The organism is Mesorhizobium loti (assembly GCF_003148495.1).
GTDB classification, from domain to species: Bacteria; Pseudomonadota; Alphaproteobacteria; order Rhizobiales; family Rhizobiaceae; genus Mesorhizobium; species Mesorhizobium loti.
This window is the reverse complement of sequence record NZ_QGGH01000001.1, coordinates 375,805-397,476: the sequence shown is the minus strand read 5'-3', so window position 1 is coordinate 397,476 and position 21,672 is coordinate 375,805. Positions and strand designations below refer to the sequence as shown.

The following is a 21,672-nucleotide window of genomic DNA, read 5'->3' as shown; positions in this document are numbered from 1 at the left end:
ATGCGCGCCCAGCTAGCCTCAACCAAGCAAGTTCAGTTCTTGCTCTGGTAGGTCGCCAGATTGGCCGGCGTCACCAGCTCGAACGGCACGAAGACCTTCTGGTCGACCTTCTCGCCCTTGGCGAGCTTCAGCGCCGCGTCGACCGAACCAACGCCTTGGCCGGAGGCGTTTTGGAACACGGTGACGTCGAGGTCGCCGGCAGCCATTGCGGCGAGCGCATCTCCGGTTGCGTCGACCCCGCCGACCAGCATCGACTTCATGTCGATGCCGGCCGCCTTCATCGCCTGGATGGCGCCGATCGCCATCTCGTCATTGTTGGCGACGACGGCGTCGAACTGGATGCCGGCCGACAGCCAGTTGCTGACAAGGTCGGTGCCCTGGGTGCGCGACCAGTTGGCGGTCTGCTCCTCGACGATCTTCATGAACGAGCAGTCCGGCGTCGCGATCACGTCGTGGACGTCCTGCGTGCGCTGGCGGGCCGCCTGGTTCGACAGTTCGCCCATCATCACCACGATTTTGGCTTCGGTCTTGCCGGCTTCCTTGAGCAGGCGGCAGATTTCCTTCGTTTCCAAAGTGCCCGACTCGACCTCGTTCGACGCGACGAACGCCTGCTTCTCCGGCAGTTTGTCGACGTTGACCGGCTGGCGATTGACATAGACCAGAGGAATGCCAGCATCGGCCGCGATCTTCGACATCGCGGTTGTCGCGTCCGTATCCACCGGATTGACAATGATCGCGCTTACGCCAGAAGCGATGAAGTTCTGGATCTGGCTCTGCTGCTTGGCGACGTCGTTTTGTGCGTCCTCGACCTGTAGCGTCACGCCATTAAGCGTCTTGGCATAATCGATCATGCCGTTGCGCAGAACGGTCAGGAAGTTGTCGTCGAACTGCGCCATCGACACGCCGATGTTCTCGGCCAGTGCCGAGGTTGTCATCAGCGCCGAGATTGCGGCGCCCAGAATCAGTTTCTTCATGTCAGTTCCTCCATTTTAAGGCGTCCGGTGCGCCCGATCCTCCCGGAACTCCCCCGGTTCGGGGGTCGTATCGAAACGGCAAGTGCCTCAGCGCCAAGGCCTCGGTGACAGCGTTGCCGTGACGAATTCCATGTTCACCCGCGCCTCCAAGGTCAGAAGACGATCGTCTTGTGGCCGTTGAGCATGACGCGGGTCTCGAGATGCAGCTTGACCGCACGCGCGAGCACCCTGCTTTCGATGTCGCGGCCGACCGCCACGAAATCTTCCGCGCTCATCGAATGCGTCACGCGTTCGGTCTCCTGGTCGATGATCGGCCCCTCGTCGAGGTCGGGCGTGACATAATGGGCGGTCGCGCCGATCAGCTTGACGCCCCGCTCGAATGCTTGGTGGTAGGGCTTGGCGCCCTTGAAGCTCGGCAGGAACGAGTGGTGAATGTTGATCGCCCGGCCGTAGAGGCGCTTGGAGAGAGCGTCCGAAAAGACCTGCATGTAGCGGGCGAGGATGACCAGTTCGGCGTCCGTTTCGCGAACCAACTCGAGCAGCTTTTCCTCCTGCTTTGTCTTGTCGTTCTTCGAAATCGGCCAGCAATGATAGGGGATGCCGGCCAACTCGGCGTTACAGCGGCTGTCTTCATGATTGGATACGATCGCCGCAACCTCAGCGTTCAGCCATCCGACCTTGATCTGGTAGAGGATGTGCAGCAGCGCGTGGTCAAACTTCGAGACCATGACGATGATCTTTAGCCGACGGCGCTGATCGATCAGACTGGCCTTCATGCCGAAGCGTTCGACAGGCGATTTCAGCGCCCGTTCGATATCATCCTTGACCGCACCGACCGGTGCCGCGAAGGCGATCCGCATGAAGAAGCGGTTTGTCTGGCGGTCCCAGAACTGGTTGCTCTCGGCGATGTTGGCGCCCATTGCCGCAAGTTCGGTGGTGACGGCGGCCACGATGCCGGGGCGGTCATCGCACGACAGGCTGAGGACGTGGATCTTGTCCGCCACGGTGTGGCCCCTGTGGGGCGGTTCTTCGCTGTGAGCGTTCATGAGACAGGCAGGCCATCGAGGAAGCGGCGCAGTTCGCCCGCTTCGATACCGACGACGTGGCGCTGCTCAGGGTAGATGCCGCTGCGCACGTCGGCGGCGAACTCGGAGAACGCCGCGATGCGCTCGCGCTGGAGGCGGTCTAACTCGGCTGCGAAGTTGCGATAGGCCTTGGCGTGCCTTGGCACGTGGCCGCGATTTTGGCCCAATAGGTCGTCGCCAAAAAGATATTGGCAGTCGCAGCCGGTTCCAGCACCCATGGAAACCATGAACAGCGACGTGCGTTCGCTGATGGCGGCCGCGACCTCGGCCGGGACGACCTCGATTTCCGCGCCAAAGGCGCCGGCCGCTTCGTATGCCTTTACCGCGTCGAATATTTTGAGAGCGCTTTCGGCCGACTTGCCGACCGCCTTGAAGCCGCCTGTCCAGGTGGCCCGCGACGGGATCAGCCCGACATGGCCGATTACAGGTATGGCTTCGTCAGCGAGCCGCTTCACGGTGGCCAGGCTGGCGCTGCAATAGACGGCGTCGGCGCTCGCCTTGTAGAGCGCGAAAGCCCAGTGCACAAAATCGTCCGCCGTGCCGACTTCGAAGAAATTGACGCCCGGCACCGCAAACAGGCTTGGCGCAACCTCGCGGAAATGGGGAAGAACCATCATCTGCGGCGGCACCGAGACCATGTCGACGCCGGCTTTCTCGGCAGCCTCCAATTCTTCCAGCGTCTCCACGCGGATCATCGTGAACTGGTATTTGCCTTTCATGGCGCGGATATCCGCTACTGTCGGTCTCTTCCTGCTCATCGGCTGCCCCTCCCATTTTGCGTAATCATGCCGCCAGCAACGCCTTCGTTTTCACGAGAGCGAGGTCAGTTCCGAAGGCCCGGCCGCCTGCCTGATTCCAAGCGAATGTCGCGGGCCACGGCGTGGCCGGGGGCGATGCCGTTCGCCGAAGGCAGATGTCCGTCCGGCGCCTGCGCCGCAGGCCTCGATCCAATCGGTCACCTTCGCCTGAGCGGATCTTGTGTGGGTCGACGTTCGGAGGCGGCGGCGGACCGCCGCCTCCGTAGCCTTGGGAGGCTGGTGGTCCGAGGCAACGTTGGTTTCGGGGTGGAACTGTTCGCGATACGACCGCGCCATCGGCGGCATATCGCGCTTGATGAAGCAGTCTTCGTTGCGCAACTGGCGCAGGAAGGCCGGTATTATTTCGCGGCAGCCGGTCGGGACCGACGGCGACGGCTGGTCGCGTTTGATCAGACAGTTCAGCTTCGGCAGCGTATGGCACGACCCCATCGGGACCGTGTGGTGCTCACCGGCGCGCTGCGCTTCGCGCCCTATCAGAATGCAGTGTCGTTTCTTCGGCCTATAGTCTTCGGCTGCGGCGGCTGCGCTGAGCATGACCTTCCTTTTCCGGCTGGAACCAACACTGATAAGCTTTCCTGCAAGAGAACTACCAAATTCATTCATTTCCATCAACGCCACTTGCAATTTTTCTATCATATACTATCATTCCTTCGAAGTCCTCAAAAGGAGACTGCCTTGGCCAAGCGCCCAACGGTTTCGGATTTGGCCCGGGCATCCGGGGTTAGCGTGGCGACGGTCGACAGGGTTTTGAACAACCGCCTGCCGGTGCGCGAGGAAACAGCGCAGCGGGTCTATGAGGCGGCGACCGTCATCGGCTACCACGCCGTGACCCTGATCAAGCAGCGGATCCGGCAAGATCTCCCGGAATACCGGCTGGGCTTTCTTCTGCAGAAGCCCGAGCAGCATTTCTACCAGGAGTTCGCGCGCGAATTGGAGGCCGCGGCGACCAATGCGCCGCGGTTCCGCGGAATTCCGGTTGTCGATTTCTGGTCGAGCCAGGCTCCCGAGGACATCGTCGTCCATCTGGAGAAACTGGCAGCAAAAACGAATGCCATTGCCTTGGTTAGCCCCGATCATCCGACGATCACGGTCGCCGTGGAGAGCTTGAAAGCCCGCAGTATTCCGGTGTTTTCGCTTCTGTCGGATTTCGCTCCCGGCGTACGGGAAGGCTATGTAGGCCTCAACAACCGCAAGGTAGGACGCACCGCCGCGTGGATGATCGCGCAGTGCGCCAGCCGGCCTGGCAAGGTCGCGGTCTTTGTCGGCAGTCACCGCTTTCACGGCCAAGAGCTACGCGAGATCGGCGTGCGCGCCTATTTCCGGGAGCACGCACCGGAATTCACTGTGCTTGAGACGCTGGTCAATCTCGAAACGGCCGATCTAACCCACCATGCGATGCTCGACCTGCTCGAGAGGCATACCGATCTCGTCGGATGCTATGTAGCTGGCGGCGGCATGGAAGGCGCTATCACTGCGTTGAGAGCGGCCATGCCTGCCCATCCCCCAGTCTTGATCTGCAACGAGATAACGCCGGAGTCACGCGCCGCACTCGCCAACAACATCATCACCATGGTGTTCGCAACGCCACTGGCGCGGCTGAGCAGCGATCTCGTCAATCTCATGGCGCATGCCATCAAGGACGGCGCCGCCAACGCCCCGGGACAGACCTTCCTGCCCTTCGACATCCACGTGCCGGAAAATATCTAGGCGCCTCTGCAATAGAATCTATCATGGATGATAGAAACTCATCACGACGAGTTGACTGTATCCTGCCGCCAGATGATGGGATCGGCAGCCGCGCCGGGGAAATGACCGGCATCAACGGGAGGGAATATCGGATGCCAGTTGCTCGATTGCCGTCGTTCGCACTCAACCATATGGTAGCGCCCTCGCTGCGCTCGGACGCGTTCTTCGCGCTCTGCCGCAAGGTGGGTGTGGCGCAGGCGGAAATCCGCAACGATCTTGCAGGCAACGCCATCATGGACGGCACGCCCGCGGTCGAAATCGGCAGTCAAGCCCGCAATGCGGGAGTGTCCCTGATCAGCATCAACGCGCTGCAGCGCTTCAACGAATGGACGCCGGCCCGCGAAGCCGAGGCGATCGCCCTCGCCGACTATGCGCAGGCCGCAGGCGCGGCAGCGCTGGTCCTCGTTCCGGTCAACGATGGCTCGGGACGGGCGGACGGGGAACGTCAGAAGAACGCAAGGACTGCCCTTCGCGGCCTGAAGCCGATCCTGAGTGACCGCGGCGTGGTTGGCCTGGTCGAGCCGCTGGGCTTCGCCATCTGCTCCCTGCGCTCCAAACGAGAGGCGGCAGACGCCATCGCGGACATCGATGGCGTGGGCGCCTTCGGGCTGGTGCACGACACATTTCATCATTTCCTCGCTGGAGAGCCGGCGCTGTTTGCGGAGATGACCGGCCTCGTCCACATATCGGGTGTCGCCGATAAGGAAGTGGGGATCGACGACATGCGCGACCCGCATCGCGTGCTGGTGGATGAGAAAGACCGACTCGACAATATCGGCCAGATTCGTGCATTGCAAAGCGCGGGCTACGCCGGCCCCCTCTCCTTCGAGCCATTCTCGCCGGCCGTCCATGAACTCGATGACCCCGCACGCGCGCTCGCCAACAGCATCGCTTTCATTCGAGCCCGGCTGTAAGCGATGTGTTGCAACGTTTTGACTACCAGCGCTATGGCGACATTTTCGAAGGATTGGACGTTCAAGGGCCGCCAATTCGACCGGTCGTTGATCCTGCCTTGCGTGCAGCCGCAATCATCCTAAATGGCATCGAAATGGTTCACATGATGCGCAAGCAACAGGTGAGTTTCGCCTTCAATCCGGATCCATCCCCGTCCGAGCGGTTCAAAATCGTTGCCGCGTGATGGCCTTGCGTCAGACCTCTCTGCGCTTCCTTGAGCGGTTGCAACAAAACCAGGCAGATTACCGTGTGCTGGTGACGCCCTGCTGCGCGCCTGCAATGTAGCGGGGACACGACATGCTCAGAATGAGCCAGTACCTAGCTTCACCAACTGGTCGGGCGGGAGGCCTGTGAAGATTGCACCCACCCCTATGTTATTTGCTGACCGGGGGATGCAGCCTTGTGTCGAGGGCAAAAGCTTCCTGGAACTTAAGCGTGTAGGAAGATGCCGCTACGCTCGCCACGAAGATGATGTTCCAGCTATATGAAGAGACCGCGCTTGGCATAGCTATGATGGGATGTTTCATCAGGAGGTCATCCCCGAATGCCTGCTGACCCGCGCTTGGTATGCCGGGGCGCAGCCAGTTCGGATTGGGCACGCTTGCAGGATCGACGACATGGATAGCCGATGGATCGCTGAGGACAGCGGCTGTTAATGTGTGGGCAACTGTGTCGAGGGCGCGAAAACCCTTATGCACGGCGACCTCAAGGATGGCCGTGGCGGGATCGACCGAGCAGTACACAGCTCTTACGCCCTTGCTGTTCCAGCGGCCGCCGACCCGATAGGCACCTTCGCCGCTATTCCATATCGCGGCATGGACGGCCTGGTCGAGCCGCCACGCAATGAGTTCCGTTCCTCCGAGCGCCATCGGCAGAGGCGTCATGCATAGACGCCGTATGCAAGCCGCTCCAGATAGTCTTCGACCAGTTCCACGCCGGCGGGAGTGCCCAGCAGATCGATCGGACGGCGCTGGTCGAGACCGATCGCCGGGCGCTCCAACCATTGTTCAGCTTCCGCCTGCGTGCCGAGCACATCCGTCGCCTTCGCCAGGATCTCTGCGAATTTCCAAGTCCGTCCGCTCTGCTCCTGGCTAAGGGGCTTGGAGGGAGCGTCTTTGCGGCGCTGCCAGGTTCGCAGGCTCATACCAACGGCCTTTTCGAGCGACGCCGTCTTGTTGATGAAGACCAGTTGTCCGACGAGGTGATTTAGCGCCGAGGCCGGCAGGCCGAGTAGAAGCAGTTCATGCGCATCAAGGGCACTGGTCAATCGACGCGACAAGACCCGAGATCCGCCGAGCAGTGCCTCCACCCTCTGGAGATCACTGCCTCCCGCTTCCATAGGGGCCTTATCCGCTGTGGCTGTCATGCGCACCTTCTGTGTCACGTGTCGCCTAAGATACGACGGCTGTCGCATGATTTCAAGCGCGTGTGAATTGATCTTGAAGGCCGAGCACCTGCCCCGAAAACAACCGGGGCAGACGAGGCATTGGTCTGCGAAGAGAAAGACGGCGGCCGTCGCTGCCCGATCGAACCGGGTCTTAATGGGCAAAAGCAGGGCATGACGCCGACGGCCAGACGGTGCTCGAGAGGGTTCTGTCGCTGAGAAACGTTTGATCTAGGCTCCAAAAGCGCTGCCCCGCGCCAGGTGGCACACAAGTGATCTCTGGGTCGGCTCCTGCGTGACGCCACAGTGGTTGGACGAACGGGATGTCGCGGCAGTTGCGCGCGCAGTGCATCGCCGCGCTGCGTGTCAGTGGCATGGACCGAAGTATGGCTCGCGCCCGCTGCAACAAGCAGAAGCCATCCAACCACACTCGTGGCGCCCGAGCGTTTCCTCGCGCTAGCTGTCGCATTTGGCATAGATTTGTGAAGTTGCGGAGGGCAAAGACCATGAGGTTATCGATTGCACCGTCCTGGGGAGCGTTGACGAGCGGAGAACTGCAGCTCACTTTCGCCCGGGTTGCCCAGATCGGGTTCCTCATTCTCCGGAAATCAGTCAAAGCCTATGGAAGTCAAATCAACACAGGCCAGGAGATCAGCTGGTAGAAACGGCCAACGCCACGTTGTTGATGCCGACCTGATCGCCGTAGTGATAGCCGTGACCGACGGCGAGCCGCGCGTCTTGACCATCGGGGAGGCCCAAGCCTTGCCGTCCGGTCCCTTTGAACTTGGCCATCGATCCCTCCAGTCCGGTCTGAGGGCGTGGGTAGAGCGCCAGACCGGTCACCCGCTCGGTTATATCGAACAGCTCTATACGTTTGCCGACCGCGACCGAACCGCCGACGAGCGCGTGCAGATTTCGATCAGCTATCTCGGCCTTGCGCGCGAAGAGCAGTCCGACAGGTCGGCGCACGGCTGGCGGAGCTGGTACGACTATTTTCCGTGGGAAGATCACCGTGCCGGCGTACCGGCTATACTGCCTGATACCGTCGTGCCAGGACTTTTGGCTTGGGCTGAAGAGGCAGAAGACCCGAACATCCGCCGCGATCGCGGTCTGCGCGTGGAATTCGCCTTTGGCCTGGATGACCGTGGCTGGAACGAGGAACTCGCCCTGCAGCGATACGAACTGCTCTATGAAGCCGCGTTGGTGGCCGAGGCCACGCGCAGTTGGGACAAAGGCAATCCGCTGTCCATTGCTGGCCGGTCGATGATCGCCGACCATCGCCGCATTCTGGCGACCGGGATCGCCAGATTGCGGACCAAGATCAAGTACCGACCCGTCGTGTTCGAACTGATGCCGCCGGCATTCACGCTGCTGCAGTTGCAGCGCACCGTTGAGGCGCTCGCCGGCCGGCTCGTGCACAAGCAGAATTTCCGGCGTCTCATCGAACAGCAGGATCTGGTCGAGGAAACAGGCGAGACCGTGTCTGAAACACGAGGGCCTCCGGCCAAACGCTTCCGCTTCCGCCAAACGGTTCAGGCGGAACGAACTGTCGCAGGGACGAAATTGCCACTTTCACGCGCTTGACATTCAATATGCTCAAGTTAAGCATATACCTCTATTATACTCAATACGAGCATAATGAAGGTAAGGCATGTTCAACGCCTCCACGCCCACAGCCGCTCTCTATGACCGAGTAAGGCGGGTCATCCCGTCCATCGAGTGGCCAGCCTTCGCCGGCGATATCGAGGCCATCCTCGATCTGAAGCGGCAGCGAAATGCCGTCATCCTGGCGCACAACTACCAGACGCCGGAGATCTTCCACTGTGTTGCCGACATCGTCGGCGACAGCCTGGCGCTCGCCCGCAAGGCGATGACCGTCGACGCGGATGTCATTGTGCTGGCCGGCGTCCACTTCATGGCCGAGACGGCAAAGCTGCTCAACCCGCAGAAGACGGTACTCATCCCTGACTTGCGCGCAGGCTGTTCGCTGGCGGATTCGATCACCGCCGTGGACATCCGTCTGCTGCGGCAACGCTATCCGGGCGTGCCGGTCGTCACCTACGTCAACACATCGGCCGAAGTAAAAGCCGAGTCCGACATCTGCTGTACCTCCGGCAATGCCAAGGCGGTCGTCGAGTCCCTCGGCGTCCCCCGGGTGATCATGCTGCCCGACGAATACCTGGCCCAGAACATCGCCGCCCAGACCGAGGTGGAGATCATCGCCTGGAAAGGGCATTGCGAGGTGCATGAACGCTTCACGCCTGCCGACATCCGCGAGTTGCGCGAAAGCCATCCCGGGGTGACGGTGCTGGCGCATCCCGAGTGCCCGCCGGAAGTGGTTGCGGAAGCTGACTTTTCCGGTTCGACTGCCGCCATGTCGGATTATGTCGGAAGGCAAAAGCCGCCGCGCGTCGTGCTGATGACCGAGTGCTCGATGAGCGACAATGTCGCGGTGGAGCATCCCGAGGTCGAGTTCATCCGCCCCTGCAATTTGTGCCCGCACATGAAGCGGATAACGCTAGCCAACATCCGTACGGCGCTCGAGCAGAACCGCCATGTCGTGACCATCGCACCCGAAATCGCCGGTCGCGCGCGGCTGTCCGTCGAGCGGATGCTGGCCGTATGAGCATGGACGTCCACCATCTCGCCGGCCGGCCGGTGATCATCGGCGGCGGCATAGCCGGGCTGATGACCGCGCTGCATCTGGCGCCCGAGCCGGTGCTTCTCCTGTCCAGGACGCCATTGGGTGCTGACGCCTCCAGCACCTGGGCACAGGGCGGCCTCGCCGCAAGCCTCGGCGACGACGACGATCCAGCACTCCACCTTGCCGACACGCTCGCCGCAGGCGATGGCCTTTGCGACAGGGAGATGGCGAGCCGGATCCTCAATGCGGCGCCGGGCGCGATCGAGACATTGGCGGGCTTCGGGGTCCGCTTCGACCGCATGCCGGATGGGACGGTGCGTCTCGGACTGGAGGCCGCGCACAGCCGGCGCCGCATCGTTCATGCCGGCGGCGACGGCAGCGGGCGCGAAATCATGCGTGCCTTGGTCGCGGCCATCCGTTCGACGCCGACAATAGAGGTCGTCGAGGGGTTCGAAGCGCGCCGGCTCGCGGTGGTGGACGGCAAGATCGCCGGTGTTCTGGCGAGCGGTCCGAAAGGCCCAGCGTTCTTCACCACGGGACGGGCCGTCCTCGCCACCGGCGGGATCGGCGGGTTGTTTGTCGACAGCACCAATCCTCTGGGCAGTTGCGGACAGGGCTTGGCGCTCGCGGCCCGCGCGGGGGCTGTCCTTGCCGATATGGAATTCATCCAGTTCCACCCGACCGCGTTCGATGGATCGAACCGCCCCATGACGCTCATCAGCGAGGCGGTTCGCGGCGAAGGCGCTGTGATCGTCGACGAGACGGGCCGACGTTTCCTCGACGGCTTGCAAGGCGCGGAACTCGCACCACGTGACATCGTCGCGCGCGCCGTCTGGAGGCACCTGGCAAACGGCCATGGCGTCTTTCTCGATGTGCGGGAAAAGCCCGGCTCGGCATTCGCGCGCCAGTTCCCGACGATTGCATCGGCCTGCGCCAGGGCCGGCATCGATCCGACGCGTGATCTCATTCCCATTCGCCCTGCCCAGCACTATCACATGGGTGGCGTCGCCGTGGATCGGGACGGGCGCACTTCCGTTCCGGGACTTTGGGCTTGCGGCGAAGTCGCCTCGACCGGGTTGCACGGCGCCAACCGGCTCGCCAGCAACTCGCTGACCGAGGCCGTCGCCTGCGCGCGCTGGGCCGCCGAGAGTGTAGCCGGTTCGCCTGACGGCGGCGGAAAGCTAGCCATGGTACCTCACCTACCCGCGCCAGATCCAGGACCTGTGCGCCCTCTCCTGTCGCGTGCCCTCGGCGTCACAAGAGATGGCGAAGGGTTGAAAGAAGCTGCACAGGCCTTGCTGCCGCTGTCGCAGCGGCACGATGCGGCATCCGATCCCGCCGCCGTCGGGCTGATGATTGCGATAGCCGCCTTGCGGCGCCGGGAAAGCCGCGGGGCTCATTTCCGGACCGACTTTCCGCATCATGCAACCCTCGCTCGCCGCTCCCAAATCACCCTCGAAGCGGCCATTGCCGCCGCGCGGGAACTCGCATCCTCCCCCGAGTTGGAAGGCGTCATCTGATGAACCTGTCACCACCTCCTGCGATCATGCTCGAGCCTCTGGTGCGTGCAGCTCTGCTTGAGGACCTCGGCAGGGCCGGCGACCTGACCACCGACGCCATCGTGCCGAAGGACCTTCGGACAACGACCGTGCTGTCGGCACGCCAAGCGGGAATAGTTGCCGGCCTCGACCTGGCGATGCTCGCCTTCCGCCTCATCGACCAGACAGTCGAAATGACCGTGCATCGGCCGGACGGCAGCGACGTCGCGCAAGGCGAGATCATTGCCTCGATGAGCGGTCCGGCCCGGGCCATCCTCACCGCGGAGCGGACGGCGCTCAATTTTCTCTGTCATCTGAGCGGCATCGCCACGGCGACGGCATCGGTCGTCGCGGCGGTCCGCGGCCACGGCGCAAGGATCGTCTGCACGCGCAAGACGACACCTGGTTTGCGGGCGATCGAAAAATACGCCGTGCGCGCCGGTGGTGGCTCCAACCACCGCTTCGGCCTCGACGATGCCATCCTGATCAAGGACAACCACATCGCCATCGCCGGTGGAATTCGCCCGGCCATCGAGCGGGCCAGAATGAGCGTCGGCCATCTCGTCAAGATCGAAGTCGAGGTCGATACGCTGGCCCAGTTGGAAGTGGTCCTGGCCCTCGCCCCAGACGCCGTGCTGCTCGACAATATGTCGCTCGACGAGCTACGTCAGGCGGTGGCTACGGTTGCCGGCCGGGCGGTCACCGAGGCGTCGGGTAGGATAACCCTGACGACGGCACCGGCCGTGGCTGCGACAGGCGTTGATCTGATTTCCATCGGTTGGTTGACCCATAGCGCACCAATCCTTGATATCGGGCTCGACTGTCGTGAGCCTTGAACGTCGAGCCTGACGCCGCCTGTCTGCGAGATTTTTCCACTCCGGGCGGGCGGAATGCGCAAGCTACGCTTTAAGGATCCGCTCTCGAAAGAATATCCACCACCTTTCTCGTCGGCTGCATGGCTCAAACAGCAGCTATCTATGGGTGATCAAAAATCGCCCATCCCAAATCTGCCCTTTTGGCGGCCGCCCTGGCCTTCAATCGCTGCGTAGAATCTTTGCTTCGAGCGCGGCTGCGACAAAAGCCCGCCGAGCGGCCGGTGGATGGGCCTCACCTCGCAACACCTGCAGACAGGCGTCCATTGCCACCTTGCGCTTCTCGGTCTGACGATGGAGATCCCGCAGCAGGATAGTGGCCGCATCATTGACGTCGACCACAATACGCTCCGCGCCATGACGGCTGACCTGGACAACGACTGGCCTCTCAAATCTGTTCAAGCCCATCATCACTCCCCCTCCAGCGCTGGCGACAGGCCTTTGCCCGCACTGATGTCTGCAGCCGAAATTTCGGCCGGGTCCCGCCCAAACGTGATCGCTGCCCAGGCGATCACGATCTGCGCTGTCTCGCTCATGTTTGCTAGTGTGGGATGTGGCCCGCTATAGAACTCAATGACGCCTCTGGTGGTATCGCATACTTCATGAAAGCCTACGCCTACATTTATCCACTGCCTGTTTTACATTGCAGCAATCCATTGCATAGCGGCGGTTGGATCCTCCAATACCGAGGCTCGCTTCGCAAAGCCGATAAGGGCATTGCAGGCAGCGCTTACCGATGCATGCCCACCATAGGCGTCATGGCATGCCCGAAGGGCGGTTTCATGGGCCTGGTCCCTGCGATCTTCGGGCCACCCATCAAGAAAGTCGATAGCGTCCGCAAGGCTGGCAATCTCTTGCACCAGATAGGTCGCTCGCTTCACGAAAATGGGGCTGCTGAAAACCTCAAAGTTCATTCGTGCCTCCCCATACACTCAGCCCTCGTTTCGGAAAGCCGTATCCCATGGAGAGCCACCCGGCCAGCAGCCATGATTCAAGGGAACAAGCTCGCTGGCGCTGGCATTTGCCGCTTCAGCCCGACTTGCCAAAACCCCTTCTTCCTGCCTCGTCAGAGTGCCCGTGTGTAGGTCCACAGCTGTGCAGGCGGAATGTTGCGGACGACGAAATCATAATGAGAGACGATGTAGCGGTCCGGCATTTTGACCACTGGTGACAAGGGCCCATAGGTGATTTGCATCACGGGTCTTCCAGCAGGAATTCGGGCCAGCAAATCCTCAAGCAAGGCCACGCGTTGCACCATTGGAAAACTCAACAGCGGCACGGCGCTTATAACACAGTCGAACTGTTCGCGGGACCGCTCCGCCAGGACATCACCCAGCGCAAATGCATCGCCCAAACGAAAATCCACATCCGGAAAACGTCGCGTCAGTCGATCATAAAAATCCTTCGAATATTCGACCGAAATCAGCTGCTGCGGCTCGATGCCTCTTTCCAGGATGGCCTTGGTGATGACGCCGGTTCCTGCACCGAGTTCAAGAACTGGCATGCCGGACGCCGGATTAATCACACTTGCCATGCGGCGCGCGGCATGAGCGGACGTTGGCATGAGCGCGCCCACTCTTTTCTTATCCTTTTGCCAGCCCCTGAAGAATTGAATCTCTTCTTCGAATTTCCTGCCGATGCGCTGTTTCAACCGAAAGACCATATCCATTCCCTGCTCAGGCTATTCCTGGGTCGCGTTGACGACGGAACGTTTGTACAAGTTTTGCGACATTTACAAGCCTGAATACGACGGACCCCGCTCGTGGGAAGACTGATTTTTCGCGGCGTTTCATTGTCTCATTGTGGGGGTCTGAAGGAGGGGCGGCGGACTGTCGATCCTCTGCGCACAGATTAAGGAGAGCAGCACGCGACCTCGGAAAATCGCCTGGCTTCCTCAACAAGCTCTCGAGGCGCCAAAGACAGCCATGACGGCAATGAACTTGCCGACAACGGAAACGCGTTTCGCAAGCCACTCCTCCAAGCCATTGCTCTCGGGACATGGGTGTTCAGGTTGAGATCGTTCGATGTCCTGCTTTTGAAAAAATGGCTGCCGCCGAAATCGTGTTCGACGACAGCCAAGGTGCCTGGGAGGGCAAGAGAAAGGGTTAGATCCCCTAGCTGGGATATGTGTTGCGTGCGCTATCAGTCACGGATTGCGGCTCCCGTTACCGGGTCGAACCAATGCAGCTTCTCCTTGTCGACAGTCAGAGCCAGGCGCTGATTAGGAGCTGGAGTCAGGGCCGGAGGGATCCGCGCCACAAGGCGGTTCTTGCCCTTGTGCGGGAAGTCTTCGGTGTCTTCCGCATCGTTGACGTTCACCGGTGGGGACGTGATGTCGAAAAAAATGAACGTATCGGCCCCAAGTGCTTCCGCAACCGGGATCTTCTCGTTGAACAACGCCTCATGTTCCGCACAAACCTGGAACATTTCGGGGCGAATTCCAGCAATAACCTGTCGGCCGATACAGCGGGAAAGTGCCGGCCCAGCGGACACAGGAAAGGATATGCTTGTCCCCACTATTGTGGCGATCGGGGAACCGGCTTCTCCCCCGAGCTCGATGCGCACGAAGTTCATGGCCGGGGAGCCGATAAATCCGGCGACAAACAGATTGACTGGTTTGTCGTACAGCATTTGCGGTGTGTCGAGCTGCTGAAGATTGCTTTCCAGGCCATTGCGCACCGGCTTGAGCACCGCAACGCGGTCTCCCATGGTCATGGCCTCGACCTGATCATGCGTTACATAGAGCGTCGTGACACCCAGACGCTGATTGAGTAGCTTGAGCTCACCTCGCATTTGCACGCGAAGCTTCGCATCAAGATTGGACAAAGGCTCATCCATAAGGAAGGCCATCGGATGGCGAACAATAGCACGGCCCATGGCGACACGTTGGCGCTGGCCGCCGGACAAGGCGCCTGGCTTGCGCCCCAGGTGGCGGGTTAGATCGAGCATTTCGGCGGCAACCCGCACAAGCTTGTCGATCTCTTGCTTTGGCATTTTGCGCTGTTGCAAGCCGAAAGCCATGTTTTCATAAACGGTCATATGCGGATACAGCGCATAGTTTTGGAACACCATGGCTATATCCCGATCCTGCGGGTCGTTTTCGGTGACATCGTTGTCACCCATCAGCAGTCGGCCGCTATTCAGCGTTTCGAGGCCCGCCGCCATTCTCAGCAAGGTTGACTTGCCGCAACCCGACGGGCCGACCAAGACCACGAATTCTCCGTCGGCGATCGCAAAGCTCACATTGGCGACGGCAACGGTCCCGTCCGGGTACGTCTTGCCAACTCCGTCAAAGGTCATAGACGCCATAAAACTACTCCGCAGCATCAGTGGGCGAGGCCAGCCGTCCCCGTGGGACAGCAAGCCCCTGTGTGTTCAGGCTCCGGCGCTGGCGATGTCTACAGCCTTGCCGCTGGCGACAGACTCCTCGATCGCCGCCAAGATCCTGGTGTTTGCCAGACCGTCCTGCGCATCGGCCAGCAATGGAGCACCGCGCACCACGCTGTCGACGAAGCGGGCAATGGATTCGAGAACAAAGCCACCGATGCGGGTCTCGCCGGTCGGGGTTATGCCGATATAGTCGTTGTACTTCAAACCTCCCTCCCCAATGCGACGCAGGCCGCCATTGTGGGTGGGATCGGCCTGGATCTGGCCCTTTTCACCGACAAACTCGATCTTGAAGTCAACCAGGGAAGGATTGTCTCGCGACAGGATCCAGCTGTTTTCCATGGTCACGACCGTCCCCTTGGAGAACTCGAGGATCGATACATGGAAATCCTTCGTGTCCACGCCGCGGCCAGACAGCGTGCCTGAGCGAGCAACCGAATAGACGCGCACGACTTCGTCAGCGAGAATGAAGCGCAAGACATCGACGAGATGGCTGCCCAGGAACCACAGCGCGGAAGACTTCGCAGCCCAGCTCAGCATTTCAAAGGGCACAAACGTCGTGTTGGAAAGACGCGCGTTTCCATGTTTCGCAAGACCGATTTGGCCGTCCTGGATCATGTCGCGAACTTGGGTGAGGATGGGATTTACACGGTTGTGAAAGTCCACCATCAGCTTGCCCGAGGACCTGGCGGCAGCCTCGGCGATTTCCTCTGCTTCCTTCACGGTCGTGGCCAGTGGCTTTTCGCTGAGAACATGCTTGCCGGCCTTGAGTGCTGCGAGAACGATCGGCGCATGGGTAAAATCCGGTGTTGCTACCGATATCGCATCGATATCGTCACTGGAAATCAGCTTCATGTAATCGGTGAACGCCCGGGCCGCCCCGAAAGTGTCCTTCATTTTGAGAGCCCTGCCCTCGTCGAGGTCGCAGACGCCGATCAGCTCGGTTTCCGGCAACACCTTGAAAGTGTGAGCGTGATTGTTGCCCCAAAGGCCCGCGCCGATGACGCCCATGCGCAATTTGCTCATTTCCATTTACTCCATTCAAACAAGGGAAGGTCAGCCTTTCACCGAGCCAAAGGTGAGGCCTCGTACGACATATCGATCGAAAACCAGGAAGATTATCATCGGCGGGATCATTGCCAGCACGGCAGCGGCGGCGATGTAATTCCATGTCACGCCGCTGGTGGCGAAGTAGCCAAGTGTTCCGATCGGAAGGGTGGCGGTCGAGCGCGAACTCAGGACCAGCGGAAACGCGGCATTGTTCCATGCAAACACGAATGCAAACATGGACGTGACAATGATCCCGGGACGAACGATGGGGAGCGTAATGCGCCACATGATCGTGTACCAGCGGGCGCCGTCTACGCGGGCAGCTTCTTCCAATTCCGCCGGTACCTCATCAATGAAGCTTTTCATCAGCCACACGGAAAACGGGATCGTCAGCGTCTGCAGAACCAAAACCATGGAGAAGTAGGAGCCCTGGAGACCGATACGCGTGATCAAGATGAAATACGGAATCAAGAACGCAATCGGCGGGGCCATCAGAAGGCCGAGGTACCACAACATGATGTTCTTCTTGCCGCGCAGCTTGAAACGGGACAGTGCATAGGCGGCCGGAACCGAGAAAGGCAGATTGAGCAACACCGCGCCAATGGCGACGATCAGGCTATTCGCCAGTTGAGGCGCGTTGGTGCCTGGATCGACGAGAATATGCCGGAACGCGTCGAGATTTGGCTCGAAGGATAGTGAAGGCGGCATTGTGAAGGCGGTCTCGGCAGGGCGGATCGCAAGAGCGATAAACCACAAAATCGGCCCGACAAAAATCGCCAGGAAGAGAAGGCCGGCAGCGTAGGTTGCTGCTGTGTAGAAACTGGTTCGGCGACGGGACATCTCACCACTCCTCATGGCGAAAGGCGACGAAGACATAGAGGGCGACAATGATGTTGACGATCAGCACCGTGATCCACGTCATTGCACTGACGAGACCGATGTTGAAATTCACGAGACCCTGCTCGTAGAGCGAATAACCGAGGGTGCGCGTGGATGTGCCCGGTCCGCCGCGTGTCAGCACGAGCACCGTGTCGAAGGTGTTGAATATCTGCATGAAGCGCAGCATGACGATGATAATCGCGGTGCGCTTGATGAGCGGCAGCTTGATCCGAAACAGGATCGTCCAGGGTGACGCGCGATCCAGCCGCGCGGCCTCGATGATCTCGTCGGGGACAGCCAGCAGGCTGGCGTAGAGCACGATGGCAAAGAAGGGTGTCCACTGCCAGATGTCGACGAAAAGAATGGCGGCGAGCGCCGTGGACGGTGACCCGAGTATTCCTTGCGCCGGGACGGGTAGCCACAAAGACTGCAGCACCCAGACCAGCAGGCCGCCACCGGGATCGTAGAGATAGCGGAACAGAAAGCCGACGACGATTGGGGCAATTGTCGTCGGCAGGATCAGCAAGGCACGCACGACGTTCATGCCAGGCAGGGCCTTGAGCAGGATCAACGCGATCGTCAGCCCAAGTCCAAACTCAATTGCCGTTCCCATTGTTGACAAGATCAGCGTGTTGCCAAGCGAAGCGCGGAAATCGAAGGCATTGAAGGCCTGAACATAGTTTTCGACGCCGACGAAGGCGAGCGGCTGCGGCCCGATCTGCAGGTTCCAGAAGTAAAAGCTCGACCTCAGCGCGAACAGCAAGGGGTAAGCGATCAGCGCAAGCAGCATTACGACCGAAGGCGCAATGAGCAGGTACGGCAGATTTTTGCGGACAAAGCTCTTCCTGCCAAGTCCGAGGGCATGCGGCGAGCGAACGGTCGTAAAGGGCATTGCCAGATCCAGTTCTTTTTCACCCGTTTCGCCGGCGCGAGCACTGTCGCGCCGGCACGAGGAGAACTGTATTACTTCTTGCCAAGCTTGCCGATCAGGGCCTTGGCACCATCCAAGGAGTCGGCGAAGCTTTCCTTTTGATAAGGGATCATGAGATTGCCCTTCAGGATGCTCTCGAACAGGCTGTTGGTCCGCTCAAGGGCAGTCTTTGGATCCTCCGTCCCGGTGAGGAGTTGGTTCAACGTGAGCCCCAGTACGCTTTCAATGGCCGTGTAACCAGGGACGGGCGGGCGCGTGATCTTGCCGTTGCCTTGCTTCATCATTGCGTACTGGACATCGAGGTAGGGATAAACAGCCTTCACCTCCTTATCCTGGTAGAGTGAAGCACGGGCGAAGTCGGAGAACTGGTAATTGAGATCAGGCCAAAGAGCCATCTTCTTCTGGGTCGCCTTCGACGTTGCCCACTTGATGAAAGCGAAGCCTGCGTCCTGCCGCTCAGAGCTGGAAGGAATACCGAGGCTGTAGCCGCCTACGCTGACAGTCTGAGGCACACCCTCGGCCTTCGGCAGGGCCGCCGTCGCATACTTGCCCATGACGTCGGACTTCTTGCCAGTCATGTAGCCGGAGTTCTTGATCAGGTAGAAATATGGGGTCCACCAGTAGAACATGCCTACATCGCCCTTGGCGAAGCGGGTTCCGGCGTCGAACCACACGTAATTGATCGCCTCAGGCGGCGAGAGCTTGTAGAGCTGACGGTAGATATCGACGGATTTGATCCAGGCCTGGTCCGTCAGTTGCGGAGCAAAGTCCCATGGAGCGGCCGGGAATGATTTGAACCAGTTCGCACCGTGGCTCACAGAGAGCTGGGTAAACATGTGCACAATCGGCGAAGGTTGCGAGCCGCAAACCACTGTCGGAAAAACCGGTTGCCCGCCGAAGGACTTGCCTTCCAGCGACTGCAAGGTCTCGACGTATTTCGTCCAGGTCCAGTCTTCCGACGTCTGCGTCGGCGGTGCGGCAAGCCCAAACTCGTCGAACATGTCCTTGCGGTACATGACGCCCTGCGCATACGCCGCGATCGGCAAAGTCCCGATCTGGCCGCGCCACATGTTGCACGAATAGAGGACCTCGGGGATGAAGTCCGAAAGGTCGATATCGCCATCCTTGGCGATGAAATCGCTGAGCGACACGATCCAACCGTTGTCCAGATACTGCCCAAGCCACATCTGATCGACGACAATGACGTCGGCATCGGAAGTTTTGGCAACAAAGGAGGACACAAGACGCGACTGCAGCGCGTCATAGGAAAGACTTTCCAATTCGACCTTGATGCCGGTTTCCTTCTCGTATTCGGGAACCATCGCCTTCATTGCAAAGAAGAACGGGTCTTCAACCGACAGGACGCGAACCGAGTTGGCGTCTTGTGCGGCGGCGCGCCGGGGAGCAGACAGGGTCCCGACGCCGGCCACGAGAGCCGCGGCGGATACGGTTTTCAGCATGTTGCGGCGCGAAATGTTTGCGATATCAATGGGCATTGGACACTCCTCCAGTTGCTTTTAATCCGATCCGGCCCTGCACATGCTTGTGCCAGGAGCTTGCGGTCGTCCCTCGATCTGCCTTTTCAGCAGTTAGTTTGTACTTCGCACAAACCTATGATACTGTCAAGAAGCCGTCATGATGAAAATTAGCAGGACGCAATTTGGCGTCGAAGTTGGAAAGCGCGCCCCCCAGAGCCCATAGGGTATACTGGTCGGGCACAACGCCGCAGCGTACAAAGTCCAACGGGCCAAACTGGAGATGTAAGTTGAAATTCGAGAACCAGCCCTCCTACTCGTTAGGCCGCCGCACGCTCTCCACCAAAGACGTTGCGCCTGGCGAGGCTGGCACCAACGTGACCCTTATCTCGCAATTGACTCTCGGTGCCATCAATCGCGGGCGCGTGTTGCAGGCTTTGTATGACAATGGGCCCAAAAGCCGCGTGGACCTGGCGCGCCTCGCGGGGGTGAACCGTACGACGATAACCGGCATCGTTCAGCCGATGATTGAGGAGAAACTCCTGGTAGAAGGGGACGCAGCCCCTTCGGACGTCAAAGGGGGCAAGCCTGCCCGCCCGCTTTTCTTCAATCCTGATGCTCCCATGCTCGGAGCGGTGCTCCTTCTTCCCGGTAAGATCCAGACGTGCCTTGTAACGCTGACCGGGGAAATCAAGGCGCATATGAAAACCGAATTCGATCCGCTTGGCGACAGGGATGCCTTCCTGTCGGTAATGAGGGAAACGCTTTCGTCGACGCTTTCTCAAGCCCCTCAGGCACCGTTTGGGATTGGTGTTGCCTCGGCGGGAATGATCGACAGTGACAATGGCGTTATCCTTGCCGTAAATCTCGCGCCTGTTTTGACGGGACTGCCCCTGGTAGACCTGTTGCAGGAACATTTCTCGCTACCAGTCGTCATTGATCACCACCCCCGGGCCTTGCTTGTCGGCGACCGATGGTTTGGACCTGGGCGCGGACTGCAGACCTTCGCGGCGATCTACACCGGGGAGGTTCTGGGAGGAGCGTTCTATATCGAGGGGAAGGTCTATCGTGGGCTTGCCGGCTCTGGCGGCGAACTTGGCCATTCCGTCGTTCAAATCGATGGCGAGGCCTGCAATTGCGGTAAACGCGGCTGCTGGGAAACGGTGGCTGCCTTGCCTTGGCTACGACGAGAGGCTGGCCGACTGGGGTTGCGGGATCCGGGCAACATTACATGCGCGCGTCTTGTGAAAGAGGCGGACGACGGGTCGAAGGCGGCAGATGCCCTCCTCGACCGCTACACTCGAAATGTGGCTTTCGGAATCGTCAACCTGCAGCAGACGCTATCTCTTAACTCCTATGTCCTTCATGGCGACGTCGCGGGCGGCGGCCAAATGGCTGCAGAGCGTGTCAGGCAGCACGTCGAACAACTGGTGATGATGAGACCAAACCAGGAAATTTCCATCACAGTGAACGGTATTGGCGAGGGCCACACGGCACTGCGAGGGGCGGCAGGTTTGGTGCTATCGAGTCACCTGAAGGTGGTCATCTAGAGCAGGTGACAATGATTACCCATAGTCGCGTGAACAGTCATCAAGCTAGAGCATCGGCGCCTTGGGAGGCTGCTCGAGTTCAATTTGCCGCTTTTCGGCAGCTTTCTTTCGCTTGATGGGGTCGATCCCTCAGCCGCGCCAGCACGAACTGGCCATGGCCGACCACATCGGCGTGTCCCATGTCACACGCTCCGCGTCTGGACGATCCCGGGCAGCCAGCGCGGCTGCGGACCCGAACGGGGAATAGCCCGCTCGCTACGACGACAGCGCCCCTCGGATAGCCCTGACCGCCGCCAGCGCTGTCCGCATCCTCGTCGAGCTGACGAATTCCGGCCAGCTCGACAGGACAACCGCCGCGAAATCCGCCACCGGGTCGATGTAGATC

At 60.3% G+C, this 21,672-nt stretch carries 21 protein-coding genes and 2 pseudogenes; 8 read left to right on the top strand and 15 right to left on the bottom strand.

Annotated elements, in window-relative coordinates; all coding sequences use genetic code 11:
• Positions 1-32: 32 nt before the first annotated feature.
• From C8D77_RS02155 to C8D77_RS38225, 4 genes and pseudogenes are all read right to left on the bottom strand, one after another.
• A complete protein-coding gene (locus C8D77_RS02155; protein WP_109658938.1) occupies positions 33-974 on the bottom strand; it encodes a sugar ABC transporter substrate-binding protein in 942 nt (313 codons plus the stop codon).
• A gap of 152 nt (positions 975-1,126) precedes the next feature.
• A complete protein-coding gene (gene purU / locus C8D77_RS02150) occupies positions 1,127-2,020 on the bottom strand; it encodes a formyltetrahydrofolate deformylase (RefSeq protein WP_109658937.1) in 894 nt (297 codons plus the stop codon).
• Positions 2,017-2,817 carry a 3-methyl-2-oxobutanoate hydroxymethyltransferase gene (locus C8D77_RS02145; RefSeq protein WP_109658936.1) on the bottom strand — a complete coding sequence of 267 codons (801 nt, stop codon included), beginning with the start codon at positions 2,815-2,817 and terminating at the stop codon, positions 2,017-2,019. Before C8D77_RS02145 ends, purU begins: the two co-directional genes overlap by 4 nt.
• A gap of 300 nt (positions 2,818-3,117) precedes the next feature.
• Positions 3,118-3,324: pseudogene (locus tag C8D77_RS38225) on the bottom strand (hypothetical protein); the annotation flags it as partial.
• 228 nt (positions 3,325-3,552) lie between these two features.
• On the opposite strand from C8D77_RS38225, the gene C8D77_RS02135 reads away from it, so the two are divergent.
• The 3 genes and pseudogenes from C8D77_RS02135 to C8D77_RS02125 all read left to right on the top strand — a co-directional run.
• Positions 3,553-4,584 carry a LacI family DNA-binding transcriptional regulator gene (locus C8D77_RS02135; protein WP_109658934.1) on the top strand — a complete coding sequence of 344 codons (1,032 nt, stop codon included), beginning with the start codon at positions 3,553-3,555 and terminating at the stop codon, positions 4,582-4,584.
• Positions 4,585-4,685: 101 nt separating this feature from the next.
• Positions 4,686-5,537, top strand: coding sequence for a TIM barrel protein (locus tag C8D77_RS02130; RefSeq protein ID WP_245951608.1), 852 nt, complete (start codon positions 4,686-4,688; stop codon positions 5,535-5,537).
• Between the two features lie 104 nt (positions 5,538-5,641).
• A pseudogene (locus tag C8D77_RS02125) lies at positions 5,642-5,761 on the top strand (IS6 family transposase); the annotation flags it as partial.
• Positions 5,762-5,951: 190 nt separating this feature from the next.
• On the opposite strand, the gene C8D77_RS02120 reads toward C8D77_RS02125, so the two are convergent.
• The 3 genes from C8D77_RS02120 to C8D77_RS38220 all read right to left on the bottom strand — a co-directional run bounded on the left by C8D77_RS02120 (position 5,952) and on the right by C8D77_RS38220 (position 7,753).
• Entirely contained in the window at positions 5,952-6,461 is a 510-nt protein-coding gene (locus C8D77_RS02120) for an RES family NAD+ phosphorylase (protein ID WP_109658933.1), read from the bottom strand.
• On the bottom strand, positions 6,458-6,943 hold the full coding sequence (gene parS, locus C8D77_RS02115) for a type II RES/Xre toxin-antitoxin system antitoxin (RefSeq protein WP_109661164.1): 486 nt from the start codon (positions 6,941-6,943) through the stop codon (positions 6,458-6,460). Before parS ends, C8D77_RS02120 begins: the two co-directional genes overlap by 4 nt.
• A 669-nt stretch (positions 6,944-7,612) precedes the next feature.
• Positions 7,613-7,753: a hypothetical protein gene (locus C8D77_RS38220; RefSeq protein WP_245951606.1), complete on the bottom strand. Its 141-nt coding sequence runs from the start codon at positions 7,751-7,753 to the stop codon at positions 7,613-7,615.
• On the opposite strand from C8D77_RS38220, the gene C8D77_RS02110 reads away from it, so the two are divergent.
• The 4 genes from C8D77_RS02110 (at position 7,724) to nadC (ending at position 11,979) form a co-directional block, all read left to right on the top strand.
• A complete protein-coding gene (locus C8D77_RS02110; protein ID WP_245951604.1) occupies positions 7,724-8,545 on the top strand; it encodes an NUDIX hydrolase in 822 nt (273 codons plus the stop codon). The two genes, C8D77_RS38220 and C8D77_RS02110, sit on opposite strands and share 30 nt — an antisense overlap.
• Positions 8,546-8,612: 67 nt before the next feature.
• Positions 8,613-9,587, top strand: a complete 975-nt coding sequence (gene nadA / locus C8D77_RS02105) for a quinolinate synthase NadA (protein ID WP_109658931.1) — start codon at positions 8,613-8,615, stop codon at positions 9,585-9,587.
• Positions 9,584-11,125: an L-aspartate oxidase gene (locus tag C8D77_RS02100; RefSeq protein WP_109658930.1), complete on the top strand. Its 1,542-nt coding sequence runs from the start codon at positions 9,584-9,586 to the stop codon at positions 11,123-11,125. The genes nadA and C8D77_RS02100 overlap by 4 nt, the downstream gene beginning before the upstream one ends.
• A complete protein-coding gene (gene nadC, locus C8D77_RS02095; protein WP_109658929.1) occupies positions 11,125-11,979 on the top strand; it encodes a carboxylating nicotinate-nucleotide diphosphorylase in 855 nt (284 codons plus the stop codon). Before C8D77_RS02100 ends, nadC begins: the two co-directional genes overlap by 1 nt.
• A 198-nt stretch (positions 11,980-12,177) precedes the next feature.
• On the opposite strand, the gene C8D77_RS02090 is transcribed toward nadC, so the two are convergent.
• The 8 genes from C8D77_RS02090 to C8D77_RS02055 all read right to left on the bottom strand — a co-directional run bounded on the left by C8D77_RS02090 (position 12,178) and on the right by C8D77_RS02055 (position 19,758).
• A complete protein-coding gene (locus C8D77_RS02090; protein ID WP_109658928.1) occupies positions 12,178-12,426 on the bottom strand; it encodes a DUF982 domain-containing protein in 249 nt (82 codons plus the stop codon).
• 227 nt (positions 12,427-12,653) lie between these two features.
• On the bottom strand, positions 12,654-12,929 hold the full coding sequence (locus C8D77_RS02085; protein ID WP_109658927.1) for a DUF982 domain-containing protein: 276 nt from the start codon (positions 12,927-12,929) through the stop codon (positions 12,654-12,656).
• A gap of 152 nt (positions 12,930-13,081) precedes the next feature.
• Positions 13,082-13,684 (bottom strand): phospholipid N-methyltransferase PmtA, encoded by a 603-nt coding sequence (gene pmtA / locus C8D77_RS02080; protein ID WP_172225036.1) that lies wholly within the window; start codon positions 13,682-13,684, stop codon positions 13,082-13,084.
• Positions 13,685-14,157: 473 nt separating this feature from the next.
• Entirely contained in the window at positions 14,158-15,324 is a 1,167-nt protein-coding gene (locus tag C8D77_RS02075; RefSeq protein WP_109661162.1) for an ABC transporter ATP-binding protein, read from the bottom strand.
• A 66-nt stretch (positions 15,325-15,390) separates the two neighbouring features.
• A complete protein-coding gene (locus C8D77_RS02070) occupies positions 15,391-16,428 on the bottom strand; it encodes a Gfo/Idh/MocA family protein (protein WP_109661160.1) in 1,038 nt (345 codons plus the stop codon).
• 30 nt (positions 16,429-16,458) lie between these two features.
• Complete coding sequence (locus C8D77_RS02065; RefSeq protein WP_109658925.1) at positions 16,459-17,292, bottom strand: carbohydrate ABC transporter permease; 834 nt, start codon at positions 17,290-17,292, stop codon at positions 16,459-16,461.
• A gap of 1 nt (position 17,293) precedes the next feature.
• Positions 17,294-18,223 (bottom strand): carbohydrate ABC transporter permease, encoded by a 930-nt coding sequence (locus C8D77_RS02060; RefSeq protein WP_109658924.1) that lies wholly within the window; start codon positions 18,221-18,223, stop codon positions 17,294-17,296.
• A 71-nt stretch (positions 18,224-18,294) separates the two neighbouring features.
• Positions 18,295-19,758, bottom strand: coding sequence for an ABC transporter substrate-binding protein (locus tag C8D77_RS02055; RefSeq protein ID WP_109658923.1), 1,464 nt, complete (start codon positions 19,756-19,758; stop codon positions 18,295-18,297).
• A gap of 269 nt (positions 19,759-20,027) precedes the next feature.
• Between C8D77_RS02055 and C8D77_RS02050 the strand changes: the two genes are divergently transcribed.
• On the top strand, positions 20,028-21,287 hold the full coding sequence (locus C8D77_RS02050) for an ROK family transcriptional regulator (protein ID WP_109658922.1): 1,260 nt from the start codon (positions 20,028-20,030) through the stop codon (positions 21,285-21,287).
• Positions 21,288-21,672 lie beyond the last annotated feature (385 nt).